At 72.8% G+C, this 19,219-nt stretch carries 20 protein-coding genes; 16 read left to right on the top strand and 4 right to left on the bottom strand.

The window, feature by feature from the left end; all coding sequences use genetic code 11:
- Positions 1-2 precede the first annotated feature (2 nt).
- The 6 genes from rpsO (at position 3) to ABD223_RS06895 (ending at position 6,054) form a co-directional block, all read left to right on the top strand.
- Positions 3-272 (top strand): 30S ribosomal protein S15, encoded by a 270-nt coding sequence (gene rpsO / locus ABD223_RS06920; protein WP_073899540.1) that lies wholly within the window; start codon positions 3-5, stop codon positions 270-272.
- Positions 273-495: 223 nt separating this feature from the next.
- Positions 496-2,760 carry a polyribonucleotide nucleotidyltransferase gene (locus ABD223_RS06915; RefSeq protein ID WP_344035070.1) on the top strand — a complete coding sequence of 755 codons (2,265 nt, stop codon included), beginning with the start codon at positions 496-498 and terminating at the stop codon, positions 2,758-2,760.
- A 95-nt stretch (positions 2,761-2,855) separates the two neighbouring features.
- A complete protein-coding gene (locus tag ABD223_RS06910) occupies positions 2,856-4,163 on the top strand; it encodes a M16 family metallopeptidase (protein WP_380645672.1) in 1,308 nt (435 codons plus the stop codon).
- 53 nt (positions 4,164-4,216) lie between these two features.
- Positions 4,217-4,951, top strand: coding sequence for a 4-hydroxy-tetrahydrodipicolinate reductase (gene dapB / locus ABD223_RS06905; RefSeq protein ID WP_344035068.1), 735 nt, complete (start codon positions 4,217-4,219; stop codon positions 4,949-4,951).
- 19 nt (positions 4,952-4,970) lie between these two features.
- On the top strand, positions 4,971-5,426 hold the full coding sequence (locus ABD223_RS06900) for a tetratricopeptide repeat protein (protein WP_344035381.1): 456 nt from the start codon (positions 4,971-4,973) through the stop codon (positions 5,424-5,426).
- Positions 5,427-5,667: 241 nt separating this feature from the next.
- The gene (locus ABD223_RS06895; RefSeq protein WP_344035067.1) at positions 5,668-6,054 is read left to right on the top strand and encodes a hypothetical protein; all 387 of its coding nucleotides are present in this window, start codon (positions 5,668-5,670) and stop codon (positions 6,052-6,054) included.
- Here ABD223_RS06895 and ABD223_RS06890 read toward each other — a convergent pair.
- Positions 6,002-6,502, bottom strand: a complete 501-nt coding sequence (locus ABD223_RS06890) for a VTT domain-containing protein (protein ID WP_380645671.1) — start codon at positions 6,500-6,502, stop codon at positions 6,002-6,004. The genes ABD223_RS06895 and ABD223_RS06890 overlap by 53 nt on opposite strands.
- 21 nt (positions 6,503-6,523) lie before the next feature.
- Positions 6,524-7,075 carry a GNAT family N-acetyltransferase gene (locus tag ABD223_RS06885; protein ID WP_344035066.1) on the bottom strand — a complete coding sequence of 184 codons (552 nt, stop codon included), beginning with the start codon at positions 7,073-7,075 and terminating at the stop codon, positions 6,524-6,526.
- Positions 7,076-7,199: 124 nt separating this feature from the next.
- On the opposite strand from ABD223_RS06885, the gene ABD223_RS06880 reads away from it, so the two are divergent.
- The 4 genes from ABD223_RS06880 to ABD223_RS06865 all read left to right on the top strand — a co-directional run bounded on the left by ABD223_RS06880 (position 7,200) and on the right by ABD223_RS06865 (position 11,262).
- Positions 7,200-8,096 carry an EamA family transporter gene (locus ABD223_RS06880; protein WP_344035065.1) on the top strand — a complete coding sequence of 299 codons (897 nt, stop codon included), beginning with the start codon at positions 7,200-7,202 and terminating at the stop codon, positions 8,094-8,096.
- A 136-nt stretch (positions 8,097-8,232) separates the two neighbouring features.
- Positions 8,233-9,438: a winged helix-turn-helix domain-containing protein gene (locus tag ABD223_RS06875; protein WP_344035064.1), complete on the top strand. Its 1,206-nt coding sequence runs from the start codon at positions 8,233-8,235 to the stop codon at positions 9,436-9,438.
- A gap of 194 nt (positions 9,439-9,632) precedes the next feature.
- Positions 9,633-10,631, top strand: a complete 999-nt coding sequence (locus ABD223_RS06870; protein WP_344035063.1) for an aldo/keto reductase — start codon at positions 9,633-9,635, stop codon at positions 10,629-10,631.
- A 46-nt stretch (positions 10,632-10,677) separates the two neighbouring features.
- Positions 10,678-11,262: a TetR/AcrR family transcriptional regulator gene (locus ABD223_RS06865; RefSeq protein ID WP_344035061.1), complete on the top strand. Its 585-nt coding sequence runs from the start codon at positions 10,678-10,680 to the stop codon at positions 11,260-11,262.
- 451 nt (positions 11,263-11,713) lie between these two features.
- Here the strand turns inward: ABD223_RS06865 and ABD223_RS06860 are convergent, their stop codons facing one another.
- A complete protein-coding gene (locus ABD223_RS06860; RefSeq protein ID WP_344035060.1) occupies positions 11,714-12,589 on the bottom strand; it encodes a DUF4097 family beta strand repeat-containing protein in 876 nt (291 codons plus the stop codon).
- 23 nt (positions 12,590-12,612) lie between these two features.
- Positions 12,613-13,161 (bottom strand): toxin-antitoxin system HicB family antitoxin, encoded by a 549-nt coding sequence (locus ABD223_RS06855; RefSeq protein WP_344035058.1) that lies wholly within the window; start codon positions 13,159-13,161, stop codon positions 12,613-12,615.
- Between the two features lie 127 nt (positions 13,162-13,288).
- Here ABD223_RS06855 and thyX point away from each other — a divergent pair, with 127 nt between their 5' ends.
- The 6 genes from thyX (at position 13,289) to ABD223_RS06825 (ending at position 19,185) form a co-directional block, all read left to right on the top strand.
- Complete coding sequence (gene thyX, locus ABD223_RS06850) at positions 13,289-14,041, top strand: FAD-dependent thymidylate synthase (RefSeq protein WP_344035057.1); 753 nt, start codon at positions 13,289-13,291, stop codon at positions 14,039-14,041.
- Entirely contained in the window at positions 14,038-14,433 is a 396-nt protein-coding gene (locus ABD223_RS06845) for an ACT domain-containing protein (RefSeq protein WP_344035056.1), read from the top strand. The genes thyX and ABD223_RS06845 overlap by 4 nt, the downstream gene beginning before the upstream one ends.
- A gap of 70 nt (positions 14,434-14,503) precedes the next feature.
- Positions 14,504-15,940 carry a serine/threonine-protein kinase gene (locus ABD223_RS06840; protein ID WP_344035055.1) on the top strand — a complete coding sequence of 479 codons (1,437 nt, stop codon included), beginning with the start codon at positions 14,504-14,506 and terminating at the stop codon, positions 15,938-15,940.
- 13 nt (positions 15,941-15,953) lie between these two features.
- Positions 15,954-16,571, top strand: coding sequence for a TIGR03085 family metal-binding protein (locus tag ABD223_RS06835; protein ID WP_344035054.1), 618 nt, complete (start codon positions 15,954-15,956; stop codon positions 16,569-16,571).
- 38 nt (positions 16,572-16,609) lie between these two features.
- Positions 16,610-17,506, top strand: coding sequence for a 4-hydroxy-tetrahydrodipicolinate synthase (dapA, locus tag ABD223_RS06830; protein ID WP_344035053.1), 897 nt, complete (start codon positions 16,610-16,612; stop codon positions 17,504-17,506).
- Positions 17,503-19,185 (top strand): ribonuclease J, encoded by a 1,683-nt coding sequence (locus ABD223_RS06825; protein ID WP_344035052.1) that lies wholly within the window; start codon positions 17,503-17,505, stop codon positions 19,183-19,185. Before dapA ends, ABD223_RS06825 begins: the two co-directional genes overlap by 4 nt.
- Positions 19,186-19,219 lie beyond the last annotated feature (34 nt).

Genomic DNA, 19,219 nt, shown 5'->3' with positions numbered 1-19,219 from the left:
ACGTGGCACTGACCACCCAGGAGAAGAAGACCATCCTCGCCGAGTACGGCGTCCACGACACGGACACCGGCTCCGCCGAGGCGCAGGTCGCGCTGCTGAGCAAGCGGATCGCCGACCTGACGGAGCACCTCAAGAAGCACAAGCACGACCACCACTCCCGTCGTGGTCTGCTGCTGCTGGTCGGCCGTCGCCGCCGGCTGCTCAACTACCTCCAGAAGGTGGACATCCAGCGCTACCGCGACCTGATCGGTCGGCTCGGTCTGCGCAGGTGAGACGCGCCGAGGGGGAGTGATCACGACGATCACTCCCCCTTCGGCTTACTGAAAACAACACCAGGGACGCACGCGCGGCGCACGGGACGACTGTTCGCCGGTCCTCGGTAGTGGCCCTCTGGCGGCAAGACCAGGGGACTTCGATCGAAGACCGGCCTCGTCAGGACCGCGACCCGCGCCCGGGCGCGCTGCGGCCCGAATGCACTGACGAGGAGTTCCACACATGACGGACACCGAGGTCCACGAGACTTCAGCCGTGATCGACAACGGTCGGTTCGGCACGCGCACCATCCGCTTCGAGACCGGCCGGCTGGCCCGCCAGGCCGCCGGCAGCGTCGTCGCCTACCTGGACGACGAGACCATGCTGCTGTCGGCCACGACGGCCTCGAAGCACCCCAAGGAGCACTTCGACTTCTTCCCCCTCACGGTGGACGTCGAGGAGCGCATGTACGCCGCGGGCCGCATCCCCGGCTCGTTCTTCCGCCGCGAGGGTCGCCCGTCGACCGACGCGATCCTGACCTGCCGCCTGATCGACCGGCCGCTGCGCCCGTCCTTCGTGGACGGTCTGCGCAACGAGATCCAGGTCGTCATCACGGTGATGAGCCTGAACCCGGCCGACCTGTACGACGTGGTGGCGATCAACGCCGCGTCCGCGTCGACGCAGCTCGCGGGCCTGCCGTTCTCCGGTCCCATCGGCGGCGTCCGGGTGGCGCTGATCGAGGGCCAGTGGGTGGCGTTCCCGACCCACGAGCAGCTGGAGAAGGCCGTGTTCGACATGGTCGTCGCCGGTCGCGTGGTCGGTGACGACGTCGCGATCATGATGGTCGAGGCCGAGGCCACCGAGAACGTGATCGACCTGGTCGGCGAGGGCGCGCCCGCCCCCACCGAGGAGGTGGTGGCCGCCGGTCTGGAGGCGTCCAAGCCGTTCATCAAGGCGCTGTGCGACGCGCAGGCCCAGCTGGCGCAGGTCGCCGCGAAGGCCACCGGCGAGTTCCCGACCTACCCGGCCTACCAGCCCGACGCCTTCGAGGCCGTCGAGCAGGCCGCGTCGGGCGAGCTGGCCCAGGCGATGACCATCGCGGGCAAGCAGGACCGCGAGGGCCGCATCGACGAGCTCAAGGCGTCGGTGCTGGAGAAGCTGGCCGAGCGGTTCGAGGGTCGCGAGAAGGAGGTCGGCGCGGCGTTCCGCTCGCTGACCAAGAAGCTGGTGCGCCAGCGCATCCTGCGCGACAAGGTGCGCATCGACGGCCGCGGCCTGACCGAGATCCGCTCGCTGTCCGCCGAGGTCGAGCTGATCCCGCGGGCGCACGGCTCGGCGCTGTTCGAGCGCGGCGAGACCCAGATCCTGGGTGTCACCACGCTGAACATGCTGCGCATGGAGCAGCAGATCGACTCGCTGTCGCCGGAGACGCACAAGCGCTACCTGCACCACTACAACTTCCCGCCGTTCTCCACCGGTGAGACCGGTCGCGTGGGCTCGCCCAAGCGCCGCGAGATCGGCCACGGCGCGCTGGCCGAGCGGGCGCTGATGCCCGTGCTGCCCAAGCGCGACGAGTTCCCGTACGCGATCCGCCAGGTCTCCGAGGCCCTGGGCTCGAACGGCTCGACCTCGATGGGCTCGGTCTGCGCGTCCACGATGTCGCTGCTGAACGCGGGCGTGCCGCTGAAGGCGCCGGTGTCGGGCATCGCCATGGGCCTGGTCTCCGACGAGGTCGACGGCAAGACCGAGTACGTGGCGCTGACCGACATCCTGGGCGCGGAGGACGCGTTCGGCGACATGGACTTCAAGGTCGCCGGCACCAAGGAGTTCGTGACCGCGCTCCAGCTCGACACCAAGCTCGACGGCATCCCGTCCGACGTGCTGGCCGGCGCCCTGAACCAGGCCCGCGACGCGCGCCTGACCATCCTGGAGGTCATGGCCGAGGCCATCGACCGCCCGGACGAGATGAGCCCGTTCGCGCCGCGCGTGACCTCGGTGAAGATCCCGACCGACAAGATCGGCGAGGTCATCGGGCCCAAGGGCAAGATGATCAACTCGATCACCGAGCAGACCGGCGCCGACATCTCCATCGAGGACGACGGCACGATCTACGTGGGCGCGGCCGACGGCCCGTCCGCCGAGGCCGCGATCGGCATGATCAACGCGATCGCGAACCCGCAGCTGCCGAAGGTGGGCGAGCGCTTCCTGGGCACCGTGGTGAAGACCGCGGCGTTCGGCGCGTTCGTGTCCCTGCTGCCGGGCAAGGACGGCCTGATCCACATCTCCAAGCTGGGCAACGGCAAGCGCATCGGCAAGGTCGAGGACGTCGTCAAGGTCGGCGACAAGCTCCGCGTGGAGATCGCGGACATCGACCAGCGCGGCAAGATCAGCCTGGTGCTGGTCAACGAGGACGCGGACGCCGCCCAGGCGGACGCCCCCGCGGCCGACGCCCCCGCGGCCGACAACCCCGCGCAGGACGCCGCTCCGGCGGAGGCTCCCGCCCAGTGACGACGAGCGTCGACGGGACGGCCGCGGGTGCTCCGAGCACCCGCGGCCGTCCGCTTGGGAGGCGTCCCGGGCACCTCCAGAAGCCGGGCACGACGGTGAGCCTGGAGCGCGGCGACGGCGGTGTGGCGGTGCGCCGCACCCTGCTGCCGTCCGGGCTGCGGGTCATCACCGAGCGCGTGCCGGGCGTGCGGTCGGCGTCGGTGGGCCTGTGGGTGCAGGTCGGGTCGCGCGACGAGCGCGCCGAGGTCGCGGGCGCCGCCCACTACCTGGAGCACCTGCTGTTCAAGGGCACCGCGAACCGCACCGCGGCGGCCATCGCGGAGGAGATCGACGCGGTGGGCGGCGAGCTGAACGCGTTCACCGCCAAGGAGCACACCTGCTACTACGCGCACGTCCTGGACGAGGACCTGCCGCTGGCCGTGGACCTGGTGTGCGACGTGGTGTTCGAGGCGCTGTGCGAGCCGCGCGACTTCGAGACCGAGCGCGGCGTGGTGCTGGAAGAGATCGCCATGCGCGACGACGACCCCGAGGACCTGCTGCACGACGCGTTCCTCGACGCCCTGCTGGGCGAGCACGCGCTGGGCCGCCCGGTGCTGGGCACCGAGGAGTCGATCGGCGCGATGGAGCGCGACGCGCTGTTCGGGTTCTACAAGCGGCGCTACGCGCTGCCGCGGATGGTGCTCGCGGTGGCGGGCAACGTCGACCACGCGCAGGTGCTGCGCCTGGTGCGCAAGCGGCTCGGCGCCCGGCTGGACCGGGTGGGCACGCCCGTCGCGCCGCGCGCGGGCCGCGCCCGCATCCCGTCGTCGCGCCGGTTGGTGCTGCACAGCGACGACACCGAGCAGGCGCACCTGATGCTGGGCGTGCGGGCGCTGGACCGGCACGACGAGCGCCGGTTCGCGCTGAACGTGCTCAACGCGGCGCTGGGCGGCGGGATGAGTTCGCGGCTGTTCCAGGAAGTCCGGGAGCGGCGCGGCCTGGCCTACCAGGTGTACTCGTCGGTGGGCCTGTACGCGGACGCGGGGACGCTGTCGGTGTACGCGGGCTGCCAGCCGGACCGGCTCGGCGACGTGGCGGGCGTGGTGCGCGACGTGCTGACCGGCGTGGCGCGCGACGGGCTGTCGGACGCGGAGGTGGCCCGGGGCAAGGGCCAGCTGCGCGGCGGGCTCGTGCTGGGCCTGGAGGACACCAGCTCGCGCATGTCGCGCATCGGCAAGGGCGAGCTGAACTACGGCGACCACCTGTCGGTGGAGCAGACCCTGGCCCGCATCGACGCGGTCACCGCGGAGGACGTGGCGGCGCTGGCGCGGGACCTGCTGCGCCGCCCCGTCGCCGCCGCCGTGGTCGGCCCCTACGCTCACGCCGACGACCTTCCGACCCAGGTGCACGAGGTGATCTCTTGACTGCTCAGCCTTCGCCCGACCCCGTGAGCGGCTCTTCGTCGGAACCCCTCCGCGTGGGCGTCATCGGTGCGCGCGGCCGGATGGGCGCCGAGGTGGTCCGGGCGGTCGAGGCCGCGCCGGACCTGGAGGTCGTCGCGGCGGTCGACGCCGGCGACCCGCTGTCCGGCCTGGCCGACGCGGGCGCCCGGGTCGTGGTCGACTTCACCAACCCCGACGTGGTGATGGACAACCTCCGGTTCTGCGTGGACCACGACATCCACGCGGTCGTGGGCACCTCCGGGTTCGACACCCGGCGGCTGGCCGCGGTCGGCGAGTGGCTGGGGTCGAAGCCGGAGCTGGGCGTGCTGATCGCGCCGAACTTCGCCATCGGCGCGGTGCTGTCCATGCGGTTCGCCGAGCTGGCCGCGCCGTACTACGACTCGGTCGAGGTGATCGAGCTGCACCACCCGCGCAAGGTGGACGCGCCCTCGGGCACGGCCGCGCACACCGCCCGGCTGATCTCGCAGGCCCGCCAAGCGGCGGGGCTCGGCCCGATGCCGGACGCGACGGAGCAGGAGGCGCCCGGCGCGCGCGGCGCGGTGGTGGGCGACGTGCGGGTGCACTCGCTGCGGCTGTCCGGGCTGATCGCGCACCAGGAGGTCGTGTTCGGCACGGAGGGCGAGACGCTGACGCTGCGGCACGACTCGATGGACCGCAAGTCGTTCATGCCGGGCGTGCTGCTGGGCGTGCGGTCGGTCGTGGGGCGCCCCGGCCTCGCGGTCGGGCTCGCCGAGTACATGGACCTGTGAGGTCCCGGCTCCCGTGAGGATCACCACCCGGACCGCCGCGTTCCTGATCGCCGCCGCGCTGGCGGTGTACTTCGTGCTGCTCGGCGGCCGGGCGGTGCTGCTGCTGGGCACCGGCGACCCGGTCGGGATCGGGCTCGGCGTCGGCGTGCTGGTGCTGCCGCTGGTCGGGGCGTGGATCCTGTGGGCGAACCTGCGGTTCGGCTTCACCACGGAGCGGATGGCGCGGCAGCTCGACGCGGAGGGCGGCCTGCCCGACACCTCGGAGCTGCCGCGCCGCCCCTCCGGCCGGGTCGAGCGGGGGGCCGCCGACGAGTGGTTCGAGCGGCGGCGGGCCGAGGTGGAGGAGCGGCCGGAGGACTGGCGGGCGTGGTTCCTGCTGGCCCAGGCCTACGACCTGGCGGGCGACCGCGGTCGGGCCAGGGAGACCATGCGGAAGGCCATCGAGCTATTCCAGTCGCCGAAGAATCAGGTGTGAGCCACCTGGGTGAGATGCGATTCATTCGGATTTAACGTCAACTTGCCTTTGATTCGACGGTGACTCTCCGTACCGTAGAAGCGTGGCCAAGACCTGTCTGAACCTGAGGCTGACCGTTGCCCTCCTGGTGGTCCTCACCGCGTTGAGCACGGCCCTGACCTTCGCCTGAACCCTGCTCCGTTCATCACACGAACGTGTGGTTCCAGGTGAGATCTCCCTCGTGCCGGGTAGGTGCGAGGGCATGGATCGACCAGCTGTGGACACCGTGGACAGCCTCTACGACTGCGACGTCCTGGACCGGCACGGGTGCCCCATCGGCCCCGTCAGCGAGCTGTGGCTGGCGGACGGCCGCCCGCAGTGGGCCGCCGTGCGCGGCGCGGACGGCACGACCCTCGTGCCCATCCGCGGCGCCCAGGTCCGGGAGCACCGGCTCGTGGTGCCGGTCGACCGGCGCGAGGTCGACGACGCGCCCAGGGTCGACGGGCCCGAGCTGTCACCCGAGGAACAGGCCGAGCTGTACGACCACTACGGCCTGACGGTGCCCCATCAGCGCCTGGTGCGCCACCGGCGCGACGTCAGTGAACCCACCACCCCGCGACCGCGGCGGGCGACGCGGCCAGCACGCTGAACCTGGCGAACCGGCCGATCACGCTGGTGGAGACGAACAGCCACGACGACATGCCGGCGAGCCCCGCCAGCACGGTGGTGAACATGAACGGCGGCACGCCGACCACCGAGCTGACCGCGTGCGTGCCGAACATCCAGCGCGGGTGGCGGTGGCAGCGCTCCCGCACCTGCTCCATCCGCGACCGCCACTTCCGCCGCCACGGCGACAGCGGCCGTTCGGGCCTGGCCGCGCGCTTGAGGAACGCGGGCAGGCGCAGCGAGCCGCGGGCGGCCAGGAAGTAGAGCAGCTTGCCCAGCACCTGGCCCACGGCCACGACGAGGCCGATCCACCACCACGAGAGGTGCGGCTGCTGCGTCACCAGCCCGATCACGAATAACTCGATGCTGACCAGAGGCAGCACCGAAGAGCCGAACGCCACGCCGAACGTCAGGCACAACCACCCCAGCACCCAGCCGAGGCTACCAACGGATCAGGGTTCCAGGGGTGGGGTCAACCCCCCGGAAACCCTGATTTCGCGCAATGGACGCCCGCCAGCGTCCAACGTGCGCACCGTGCCGTCGGGCGACCACCCCGCTTTGCCGTAGAAGGCGGTCGAACTGCGGTCCGCCTCGGGCACCCAGGCGACGCCCCTGGCCGCACCCGCCTCCCGCAGCCGCCCGGCCGCCGCGGCGAGCAGCCTGCCGCCGTGCCCGCGCCGTCCCCAGCGGGGCTCCACCAGCACGGTCACCAGGGCCGTCGCGGCGGCGTCGGCGGGCAGCGAGCCGTCCGCGCGGGCGACCTCCTCGGCGGGCGCCGGGCCGGCCACGCAGAACCCGACCAGCCAGCGGCCCTCCTCGGCCACGAGCACCTGGCCGTTGGACACCGCCTCGGCCCACGCGGGCGCGGTCTCGGCGACGTCGAGGCCGGTCAGGACCTCCTCGGGCAGCAGGTCCCGGTAGGCGGTCCGCCAGGTGTCGCGGTGGACGCGGGCGATCTCCGCGACGTCGTCGGGGGTCGCGGTGCGCACGGAGGCGTCGGCCATGCGGTCACCCTAGGGGTCGCCCCCGGACGGGTTTCCGCCGCTCCCCGCCGCGCCCACCGCTGCCGGCTCGTGATGGCCGAAACCCGCGTGCCCCGAAGGGGTGTCACGTGACAGCGTCACGGTCGTGCGTTGGGCAGCGTTGGGCGTCGTCTACGTCGTGTGGGGTTCCACCTACGTGGCCATCAAGTTCACCATCGAGTCAATGCCGCCGCTGCTGTCGGCCGGCCTGAGGTTCCTCGTCGCGGGAGGGGTGCTGGCGCTGCTGGTCGCCTGGCGCGGCGGGCTGCGGATGACGCGGGGGCAGCTCGGCTCGGGCGTGCTGCTGGGGCTGCTGCTGCCCGCGTGGGGCAACGGGCTGGTGGTGCTGGCGGAGCAGTCGGTGGCGTCGGGGTTGGCCGCGCTGCTGGTGGCGTCCGTGCCGCTGTACGTGGTGCTGATGCGGAGGTCCACCGGCGAGCGGCCGCCGGCGGTGACGTACGCGGGCGTGCTGGTCGGGTTGACGGGGTTGGCGGTGCTGCTGCTGGACGACGTGGGCGAGTCGTCGTGGTGGGGGCCGTGGGTGGTGCTGCTGGCGGCGTTCGGGTGGGCGCTGGGGTCGTTCCTGAGCGGCCGGCTGGCGGTGCCGGCGAACCCGTTCGCGCTGTCGGCGGTGGAGATGCTGGCCGGTGGCGCGGCGCTGTCCGTGGTCGGGCTGCTGGCGGGGGAGCGGTTGTCGGTGGGGTCGGTGACGGCGTCGTCGTGGGCGGCGTGGGGGTACCTGGTGGTGTTCGGGTCGCTGCTGGCGTTCAGCTCGTACGTGTACGTGCTGGGGGAGCTGCCGGTCTCGACCGTGGCGACTTACGCGTACGTGAACCCGGTGATCGCGGTGGTGCTGGGGGTGTGGCTGGCCGGCGAGCGGTTCGGGGTGCTCCAGGTGGTCGGCGGGGTGCTGGTGGTGCTGGCGGTGGTGCTGGTGGTGCGGGCGGAGCGGGTTGTCGCACCCCGCCGGCATGTCGGCAGCGGGGGGCCCACCCGGCGGTGACTCCTGCGCGGGCGATCCCGGCGGCGGGGGTGATCGGGGTGTGGCGGGGGTGATCGCGGTGTGGCGGGGGAGGCCGGGGTGCGGCCGGCGTGATCGGGATGTCGTACCCGGGTGGGAACATCCAGTCGTGCAGACGATGAGCGCAGACGTCGCCCGCCGGATCGCGTTGGGCGCGCAGGGTTTCGCCGATCCGCGACCGGCCGGTGAGCCCGCCCGGCGGCACCTGGCGAAGGTGCTGTCACGCGTGCGGTTGTTGCAGCTGGACTCGGTCAACGTGGCCGTGCGCGCGCACTACATGCCGCTGTTCAGCAGGCTCGGTTCGTACTCGCCCGCGCTGGTGGACGAGGCGGCGTGGGCGCACAGCGCGCGTCGGCCCCGGATGCTGGTGGAGTACTGGGCGCACGAGGCGAGCCTGGTGCCGGTCGAGGACTGGCCGCTGCTGCGGTCCGGGGCCAAGCGCCAGGGGTGGTGGAAGGCGGACACGGCGCTCGCCGCGTCGTCGCCCCGGCTGGTCGAGGACATCCTCGCCGTGGTCAAGGAGCTGGGTCCGGTCGGGGCGGGCGCGATCGAGAAGGCGTTGGCCGGCGGTGCGCCGAAGCGCAAGGACCAGTGGGGCTGGAACTGGTCCGAGGCCAAGAAGGTCTGCGAGTACCTGTTCGGCGAGGGCGTGCTGACCACGGGGACGCGGCGCGGCTTCGAGCGGCTGTACGACCTGACCGAGCGCGTGCTGCCGCCCGAGGTGCTGGCCCGACAGGTGTCGCCGGAGGAGGGCGCGCGCGAGCTGGTGGCCCGCGCGGCGACGGCGCTCGGCGTGGCGACCGAACCGGACCTGCGCGACTACTACCGGCTCCCGCCCGAGCGCAGCAGGCAGGCCGTGCTGGAGCTGGTGGAGGCGGGGGTGCTGGAGCCGGTGGCGGTGCGGGGGTGGCAGGCGCCCGCGTACCGGCACGTGGCGGCGCGCGCGCCGAGGCAGGTCGTGGGGCGGGCGCTGCTGTGCCCGTTCGACCCGCTGATCTGGGAGCGCGCCCGCACCGAGCGCATCTTCGGCTTCTCCTACCGGATCGAGATCTACGTGCCGGCGCCCAAGCGGGTGTACGGCTACTACGTGTTCCCGTTCCTGCTGGACGGGCGGCTGGTGGCGCGGGTGGACCTGAAGGCCGACCGGGCGGCGGGGGTGCTGCGGGTGCAGGCCGCGCACGCGGAGCCGGCGGTCGACGTCGCCCGCGTAGCGGTGGAGCTGGCCGGTGAGCTGCGGGAGATGGCGGACTGGTTGGAGCTGGAACGCGTGGACGTCGCGCCGCGCGGCGACCTGGCCCCGGTGCTGGCGGCGGTCGCCCGGTAGGGGTGGCCGCGCGCGAGGAGGAAGACCCCGCTCCCGGACGCGCGCGGGCGGCGACCGCGCATCCGGATGGGCCGCCGCCGGGCCGGTCCCCGCTCCCGGACGCGCGCGGGCGGCGGACCGGACGAGCCCGGCCCGATGACATCTATCGAGTGACAGATAGTGAAATCTGTCAGTTGTCGGGTGATAGTGGTTCCATGACTGCTATCACCCAACGCCGCCTCGGCACGTCCGGTCCCGCCGTCTCCGCGCTGGGCCTGGGGTGCATGGGCATGTCCGACCTGTACGGCCCGGCGGACGAGGCCGAGAGCGTCGCCACCATCCACGCCGCGATCGACGCCGGCGTGAACCTGCTCGACACCGGCGACTTCTACGGCATGGGGCACAACGAGCTGCTGATCCGGCAGGCCCTGCGCGACCGCAACCGGGACGACGTGCTGATCAGCGTCAAGTTCGGCGCGCTCCGCGACGCGGACGGCGGCTGGCACGGCAACGACGGCCGGCCCGAGGCGGTGCGCAACTACCTGGCCTACACGCTGCGCAGGCTGGGCACCGACCACGTCGACGTCTACCGCCCGGCCCGCCTCGACCCGGCCGTGCCGATCGAGGAGACCGTCGGCGCCATCGCCGAGGAGGTCGAGAAGGGCCACGTCCGCCACATCGGCCTGTCCGAGGTCGGCGCGGAGACCCTGCGCCGCGCCCACGCCGTGCACCCGATCTCGGACCTCCAGATCGAGTACGCCCTGATCACGCGGGGCATCGAGCGGGAGATCCTGCCGACCGCCCGCGAGCTGGGCATCGGCGTCACCGCCTACGGCGTGCTGTCGCGCGGCCTGATCTCGGGCCACTGGACGGCGTCGCGGCAGCTCGACGACTTCCGCTCGGTCTCGCCGCGCTTCCAGGGCGAGAACCTGGACCACAACCTGTCCCTGGTCGAGGCCCTGCGCGCGATCGCCGCCGACAAGGGCGTCTCGGTCGCCCAGCTGGCCATCGCCTGGGTCCTGTCCCGGGGCGAGGACGTCGTCCCGCTGGTCGGCGCCCGCCGCCGCGACCGGCTGACCGAGGCCCTGGGCGCACTGGACGTCACACTGACCGACGAGGACCTGGGCGCCATCGAGTCGACCGTCCCGGCCGACGCCGCCGCGGGCGACCGGTACGCGGCCGTCCAGATGGCCCACCTCGACAGCGAGAAGTGATCAAGGACAATCAACGGACCACCCGCGATCGGCAAGGAGCACCACCGTGGCGGACGCACTGACAGCGGAGACCATCCTCGGCACCACGGAGGACGTCCTGCGCCGCTACGGGCCCGCGAAGGCGACGGTCGTGGACGTGGCCCGAGCCCTGGGCGTGAGCCACGGCTCCGTCTACCGGCACTTCCCGACCAAGGCGGCGCTGCGCGAGGCGGTGACCCAGCGGTGGCTCGCCCGCGCGCACTCGGGCCTGTCGGACATCGCGGCCTCGGACGCGCCGCCGGTCGACCGCCTGCGCGACTGGCTGGCGGCGCTGTTCGAGGCGAAGCGCAAGAAGGCGCTGGGCGACCCTGAGCTGTTCGCGACCTTCACCGTGCTGGTGGGGGAGAGCAGCGCCGTGGTGGACGCCCACATCGCCTCGATGGTCGACGACCTGACCATGATCATCGGCGACGGCGTGGCGGCGAACGACTTCACCGCGCCCAACCCGGAGCTGACGGCCAAGGCGGTCTTCGAGGCCACGGCCCGCTTCCACGACCCGGCGCACGCGGGCAGCTGGTCGGACCCCGACGTGGACACCGCGTTCAAGGCCGTGGTCGACCTGCTCGTGGCGGGGCTGCGATCCCGGAGGTGATCGCCCGACCCCCGGTCGTCAGGGGTGCTTGGGGACCCATGGGCGGAGGTGGGCGACGTGGGTGACCGGCGACGGCGACCGGGACCGGGTCCATGACCGGGGGGTCCGTGGTGGTGTTCGTGCTGCCGACACTGACCCCGGGCTCCCTGCACGCCTTCGCGCCGGCCGAGGGCCGCACGTCGGGGTCCGCCGGTCGACCTCGATGGGGTTGGTCGGGTGCGGCGCCGTCCTCGTGGCGGGGATCGCCACCGCGGCCCGGCGGGGTCGTCGCCGGGCCGCGGTGATGGCCGTCGCCACCCCGGTCCTGCTCTTCGCGCCCGTGCCGGCCTGCCACGGCGGGTTCCCCGCCCGACCCCGACCTGCTACCCCGCCGTCGTCCGAGCCCGAGCTCAGACCCGAGCCCGGACCCGAGCTCAGACCCGAGCTCAGACCCGAGCCCCTGCCCGAACCGTCAAGCAGCCGTCGTCGCCGTGGTCACCAACGCGGTGCCCGTGCCGGTCCGCCCGGTGATGAACAGCTCCGGCCCCTGAGCCGGCGGCGTCTCCGACACCTCCAGCTCCGACCGCGCCGTCCCCGAGGTGGACGCCAGGTCGACCTCCGCCGCCACACCGGGCCGGACGCCCACGCGCACGTCACCCGACCCCGTGCCCATCTGGATCCGCCCCGACGCGGCGTCGGCGACCGTCACGTCACCGCTGCCCGTGCGCACCTGCACGTCGTCCTGCACCGCGCCCAGCCACACGTGCCCGGTCCCGGTGCGGAGCACCGAGTTGCCGCCCACCGACGACACCTCGATGTCGCCGCTGCCGGTCTTCGCCCGCAGCTCGCCCACCACCGGCCCGAGCCGCACCTTGCCCGCCCGCGAGTCCACCCGCACCGACGCGTCGGCCCGGTCCGCGGTCACGTCGCCGCTGTCGGTCCGCAGCTCCAACCTGCCCGCGGGCCCGAGGACCGTCACGTCCGCCGAACCCAGCTTCGCGGTCACGTGCGACCCGTGCGGCGCGCGCACGACCACCCCGAGCGGCACGGCGCGCAGCGGCAGCACCTTGGACGAGCGCACGGTGAGCCGCCCGTCCTCGAAGCCCACCTGCGCGTCGCGCACCGCCTCGCCGGACCCGGCCGGCTGCGCCCGGTCGCCGAACTGGTCGTTCACCCAGCTCAGCAGGTTGGACAGGCCCGCCGTCCAGGACTCGCCCGGCGACTCCTCCTGCCTCACCTCCACGTGCACGCCCGGCTCGTCCACCAGGTGCACCCGCACCCGGCCGGCCAGCAGCGCCACGTCGATCTCGACGGCGCCCTCGGCGTCGAACCCCTGCTGTCGCACCACGTCGGCCTCCACGACCTTCCCCCTCAGCCCTGCACCCAGCCGCGCACGCGCGACCCGGGACCGCTCTGCTGGTCCCTCGAAGAACCCGGAGAACCCGGAGAACCCGAGAAACCCGAGGACGACCACCCCTTGTGGCCCCCGCGACGACCGCCGACCGCACCCTGCACGGCCTGGGCGACGAACGTGTTCAACGACATGCCCTGCGACGCCGCGGCCTGCTCGGCCTTGGCCTTCAGCTCGTCGAGCAGCCGCAGGGTGATGCGCGTGGCGTCGCCGGCGGTGGGCCGGGGCGCCTCCCGCGGTTCCGGTTCCGGCTCGTGGTGCGCGCCGGGGGTCCCGGTGACGACCACCTGCACGTCCCGACCGTCCAGCCGCACGTCCACCACCGCGCCGTCCAGGGCGGCGGTGACCTCGGCGGCCAGGTCGGACAGGGCGTTCATGAGGGCCAGCCGGGCGGCGGGCTCCAGGGCGGCGGACAGGAGGGCCGCGGTGCGCCGGGTGCTGTCGTCCCCGGCGGAGGCGGCCGTCGCGAGGTCCTCGCGCAGCGCTGCGATGTACGGCGACAGATCCATGACACCACCATGACGTCACCGGTGACGCCTGTCAAGGAAAGTGGTGTCACAGATGGCGTCATCACGACGTCATCCCGCTCGCCGGGTGCTCCTGATGGTCCAACCCGAGGTCGGTTAGGGTTCGGGCATGGCTCAGACCGTGTCCCCGAAGGTGCAGTTGATCGCGAAGACGGAGTTCTTCCCCCCGGAGGACGTCCCGTGGTCCACCGACGCCGAGGGCGGCGAGGCGCTCGCCGAGTTCGCGGGTCGCGCCTGCTACCAGTCGTGGGGCAAGCCCAACCCGGCCACGGCCACCAACGCGGGCTACATCAAGCACATCATCGAGGTCGGCCACCTGTCCGTCCTGGAGCACGGTTCGGTCAGCTTCTACCTGACCGGCATCTCCCGCTCGCTCACCCACGAGCTGATCCGGCACCGCCACTTCTCCTACAGCCAGCTCTCCCAGCGCTACGTCCCCGAGCGCGACGCCGCCATGGTCGAGCCGGACGTCATCGCGAACGACCCCGAGCTGCACGAGCTGTTCCTGAAGGCCGCGCAGGCGAGCGTCGACGCCTACAACGAGCTGCTCAAGGGCCTCGAAACCAGGTTCGAGGACGCCCCGAGCGCCACCCTGCGCCGCAAGCAGGCCCGCCAGGCCGCCCGAGCCGTGCTGCCGAACGCCACCGAGACCCGCATCGTGGTCACCGGCAACTACCGCGCCTGGCGGCACTTCATCGCCATGCGCGCCACCGAGCACGCGGACGTGGAGATCCGCGCCCTCGCCGTGGAGTGCCTGCGCCAGCTCCAGAAGGCCGCGCCCAACGCGTTCGCCGACTTCGCCGTCTCGGCCCTGCCCGACGGCACCGAGGTGGCCTCCAGCCCGCTGGTCACCGAAGGATGAAGCGGCTCGTCGTCGACGTGCGGCCGGGCGAGTACACGATCGCCAGGCTGCCCGCGGACGCGCCCGTGCCCGCCGGCCTGCTCGACCTCCCGGGCCTGGTCTGCGTCACCCGCACGCCCGACGAGCTGTCGATCGTGTGCCCGAGCGACCACGCGCCGCCGACCGACGCCGACGCCTCCCAGCCCGGCTGGCGCCTGCTCACCGTCCGGGGCCCGCTGGAGTTCACCCTCACCGGCATCATGGCGGCGCTGTCCGGCGAGCTGGCCGCGGCGGGCGTGAGCCTGTTCGCACTGTCCACCTACGACACCGACCACCTGCTGGTGAAGGCCGCCGACCTGGGCCGGGCCGTGCAGGCGCTGCGCAATTCGGGGCACGAAGTCACGAAACCGTGAAACCGGGTGGGGCGTCCCGCGGTCTGAGTTACCGTTCCGCCCGATCCGGGGCCGGTGGCGAGGAGTTGCGGTGAACAGTCCACAGAGCGTGCAGCCACGCGTCATCGCGGGCCGCTACGGCCTGCTGGCCGAGCTGGGCCGGGGCGGCATGGGCGTGGTGTGGCGCGCCCAGGACACCGTGATCGGCCGCCAGGTCGCGATCAAGGAGCTGCACCTCCCCGACGGCATCGCGCACGAGGAGCGCCGCGTGCTGGAGGAGCGGGTGCTCCGCGAGGCGCGCACCGCGGGCCGGCTCAACGACCCGGCCGTGGTCACCGTGTTCGACGTGGTCGTCGAGGGCGGCATGACCTACATCGTGATGGAGCTGGTCGAGGCGGCCACGCTGTCCGCGCTCATCGGCAGGCACGGCCCGATGCCGCCGGACCGGGTGACGTCCATCGCCGTGCAGGCGCTGTCCGCCCTGGAGTCCGCCCACCAGGCGGGCGTCGTGCACCGCGACGTCAAGCCCGGCAACCTCATGGTCACCGCCAACGGCCGGGTCAAGCTCACCGACTTCGGCATCGCCCAGGCCGTCGACGACCCGCGCCTCACCACCAGCGGCAGCCTCATCGGCTCGCCCGCCTACATGTCGCCGGAGCGCATCCACGGCCACGAGGCGTCGCCGGCGTCCGACCTGTGGGCGCTGGGCGCCACCCTGGCCTACGCGGTGGAGGGCGTGAGCCCCTACGAGCGGTCGTCCACCGCCTCCACCCTCCACGCGATCATGAACGAGCCGCCGCGCCTGACCAGGGCGCACGGCGCGCTCGGCGCGGTGATCACCGGCCTGCTGATGCCCGACCCGGGCGCGAGGCTCACCGGCCCGCAGGCCCGCGCCATGCTCGAACGGGCCGCCGCCCAGCCCACGCCGCCCACCGGGTTCGGCGCGCCCCAGCCCACCGCCGCCCACACGAGGGTCGCCCGGCCGAAGAAGGCCTGGCTCAAGCCGGCGCTGATCACCGGCGGCGTGCTGGCGTCGGTCGCGCTGCTGGTCGCCGGCGTGTTCCTGGGGCGCTGGCTGTTCACCGACCAGCCGCCCGCCGCGATGGCCGAGACGATCTTCTTCGGCCCCGGCGGCTCGATGTCGGCGAACCAGCTGAAGCTGAGCAGCAGCCGGTGCGGCGACAACTTCCTGGAGCCCAGCACCACGGTCAACTACGCGGACTGCGAGAAGGCGCACCGGGTGGAGTTCTTCGCCACCGGCAGCCCGTTCGGCTCCTCGGACAAGCGCGCCTACCCCGGTCAGGACTGGATGCGCGACTACGCCGAGCACTTCTGCACGCTCCACTTCATGTCCGACGCGGTCCCGTTGGCGGACAAGGAGGACAAGCTCGTCTACGCCGCAGTGGTGCCCACGCGCGACGAGTGGCGCGAGGACCCGGCCGACTCCGACGAGGGCACCCGCGAGATCGGCTGCGCGCTGTGGAGCAAGGACAAGGGCGAGTTGACCGGCCAGGTGACCGCCGAATAGGTAGGTTTGGCGCATGGGTGTCGCGGACGACGAACGCAGGCTGCTGACCGATCTCCTCGAACAGGTGGGGCCCGACGCGCCGACGCTGTGCGACCCGTGGCGCACCCGCGACCTGGCCGCGCACCTGGTGCTGCGGGAGCGCCGCCCGGACGCGGCGGTCGGCGTGCTGTTCAAGCCGCTGGCCGGGCACACGCAGCGCGTCCAGGACTCCTACGCGGCCAAGCCGTGGCCCGAGCTGGTGGACCTGGTCCGCCACCCGCCCCGCCTGTCCCCGGTGTCCCTGGCGGGCGACCTGGCCAACGCCGTGGAGTACTTCGTGCACCACGAGGACGTGCGCCGGGCGCGACCGGACTGGGAACCGCGTTCACCCGATCCGGTGCGTGACGACGTGCTGTGGCGGCGGCTGGCCGGGATGGCCCGGCTCTCCTACCGGAAGTCGCCCGTCGGTGTGGTGCTGCGCCGCCCGGACGGCCAGTCGACCACGGCCAAACCGGGCGCGAACCCCGTGGTGCTGACCGGTCAGGTCACCGAACTGCTGATGCACGCCTTCGGCCGCGACGCCGCACGCGTGGAGTACGACGGGCCGGAGGCGGACGTCCGCCTGCTGCGCGACCTCGACCGGGGCGTGTAGTCGCAGGTTGCCGAGGGTGACGCGGTAGATTTGCGCATATGACCGCAAGTCCTACCGCCTCGCCCGGCCGCCCGTTCGGCCGCGTGCTCACCGCCATGGTCACCCCGTTCGACGCCCGGGGGGCGGTGGACCTCGACAAGGCCCGGGAGTTGGCCGCGCGCCTGGTCGACTCGGGCTCCGACGGCCTCGTGGTCAACGGCACCACCGGCGAGAGCCCGACCACCAGCGACGCGGAGAAGGCGGACCTGGTCCGCGCGGTGGTGGAGGCGGTCGGCGACCGCGCCACCGTGGTCGCCGGCACCGGCACCTACGACACCGCGCACAGCGCCCACCTGTCCCGGCAGGCGCAGGAGGCGGGCGCGCACGGACTGCTGCTGGTCACCCCGTACTACTCGCGGCCCACGCAGGAAGGCCTGCTCGCGCACTTCACCACCGTGGCCGACGCGGTCGACCTGCCGGTGATGCTCTACGACATCCCGCCGCGCTCGGTCGTGCCCATCGAGGTGGACACCCTGCTCCGGCTGGCCGAGCACCCGCGCGTCCTCGCGGTCAAGGACGCCAAGGGCGACCTGCTCGCCGGCAGCAAGGTCATGGCGGCCACCGACCTGGCCTACTACTCCGGCGACGACCCGCTGAACCTGCCGTGGCTGTCGGTGGGCGCGGTCGGCGTCGTCAGCGTCATCGCGCACTTCGCCGGCGACCGCGTGCGCGCCCTGGTCGACGCCTTCGAGGCGGGCGAGGTCAAGCGCGCCACCGCGATCCACCACGAGCTGCTGGCGCTGCTGCGCCCGTTCAACCGCATGCCCGGCGTCACCTACGCGAAGGCCGCGCTGGGGTTGCGCGGCATCGACGTGGGTAGCCCCAGGTTGCCCCTGCTGCCTGCTTCAGAAGAGGACGTCGAGGCCATCCAGGCCGAATTGGGAGTCAACGCGTGATCAACCCGAGCTCACCCCCGCCCGCACTGCCCGACGGAGGTCTGCGCGTCGTCGCACTGGGCGGCATCGGCGAGGTCGGCCGCAACATGACCGTGTTCGAGCACGCCGGCCGACTGCTCGTCGTGGACTGCGGCGTCCTCTTCCCCGAGGACGACCAGCCCGGCGTGGACCTGATCCTGCCCGACTTCCGGGCGATCGAGGACCGGCTGGACGACATCGAGGCGCTGGTCCTGACCCACGGGCACGAGGACCACATCGGCGCGGTCCCGTTCCTGCTCAAGCTGCGCCCGGACGTGCCCGTGGTGGGCTCCCGGTTCACGCTGGCGCTGCTCGCGGCCAAGTGCAAGGAGCACCGGCAGACGCCCCGCCTGGTCGAGATCAGCGACGGCGAGCGGCGCGCGTTCGGCTCTTACGAGCTGGAGTTCTTCGCGGTCAACCACTCCATCCCGGACGCCGTGGCGGTCGCCATCCGCACGTCCGCCGGCCTGGTGCTGCACACCGGCGACATCAAGCTCGACCAGCTGCCGCTGGACGGCAGGCTCACCGACCTGGCCGGCTTCTCGCGCCTGGGCGACGAGGGCGTCGACCTGTTCCTGGTGGACTCGACCAACGCCGAGGTGCCCGGGTTCGTGGCGCCGGAGCGCGAGATCGGCCCGGTGCTGGAGAACGTCATCCGCAAGGCCAACCAGCGGGTGATCGTGGCGTGCTTCGCCTCCCACGTGCACCGCGTGCAGCAGGTGCTGGACGTGGCCGGGCAGTACGGGCGGCGGGTGGCGCTGGTGGGCCGGTCCATGGTCCGCAACATGGGCATCGCCGCCGAGCTGGGCTTCCTGCACGTGCCCGACGGGCTGTTCGTCGACCTCAACGAGGCCATGGACCTGCCCGAGGACCAGGTGCTGTTCGTGTCCACGGGCTCGCAGGGCGAGCCGCTGTCGGCGCTGTCCCGGATGGCGCGCGGCGAGCACCGGCAGATCTCGATCAAGGCCGGTGACACGATCGTGCTGGCCTCGTCGCTGATCCCGGGCAACGAGAACGCGGTGTTCGGCGTGGTCAACGGCCTGTCGCGGCTCGGGGCCACGGTCGTGCACCAGGGCAACGCCAAGGTGCACGTGTCCGGCCACTCGCCGGCCGGCGAGCTGCTGTTCCTCTACAACGCGGTGCGCCCGTCGAACGTGATGCCGGTGCACGGCGAGTGGCGGCACCTGCGCGCGAACGCGGCGCTGGCCGTGGCCACGGGCGTCACGGAGGAGCAGGTCGTCATCGCCGAGGACGGCGTGGTGGTGGACCTGGTCGACGGCAAGGCCGCGATCTCCGGCCGCGTCGAGGTGGGCCACGTGTACGTCGACGGGCTGTCGGTCGGCGACGTGGGCGAGTCGACCCTGTCCGACCGGCTCGTGCTGGGCGAGGGCGGTTTCATCGCCATCACGGTGGCGGTGGACACGAGCACGGGGCGCGCGGTGGCGCCGCCGACGGTGTCCGGGCGCGGGTTCTCCGACGACCCGAAGGCGCTGGACCAGGCGATCTCGCTGGTGGAGGCGGAGCTGTCGCGGACCGAGGCGGAGGGGATCACCGACACGCACCGGATCGCGCAGGCCGTGCGCCGCGTGGTGGGCCGCTGGGTGGCCGAGACCTACCGGCGCCGGCCCATGATCGTGCCGACGATCATCCCGGTGAACTGAGCGCGGGCGCCGGCTCCCACCGACCGTTCGGCCG

Source organism: Saccharothrix xinjiangensis, assembly GCF_039527585.1.
Classification (GTDB): domain Bacteria; phylum Actinomycetota; class Actinomycetes; order Mycobacteriales; family Pseudonocardiaceae; genus Actinosynnema; species Actinosynnema xinjiangensis.
The sequence above is the reverse complement of the archived record's forward strand: the minus strand, read 5'-3'. Positions and strand labels throughout refer to the sequence as shown.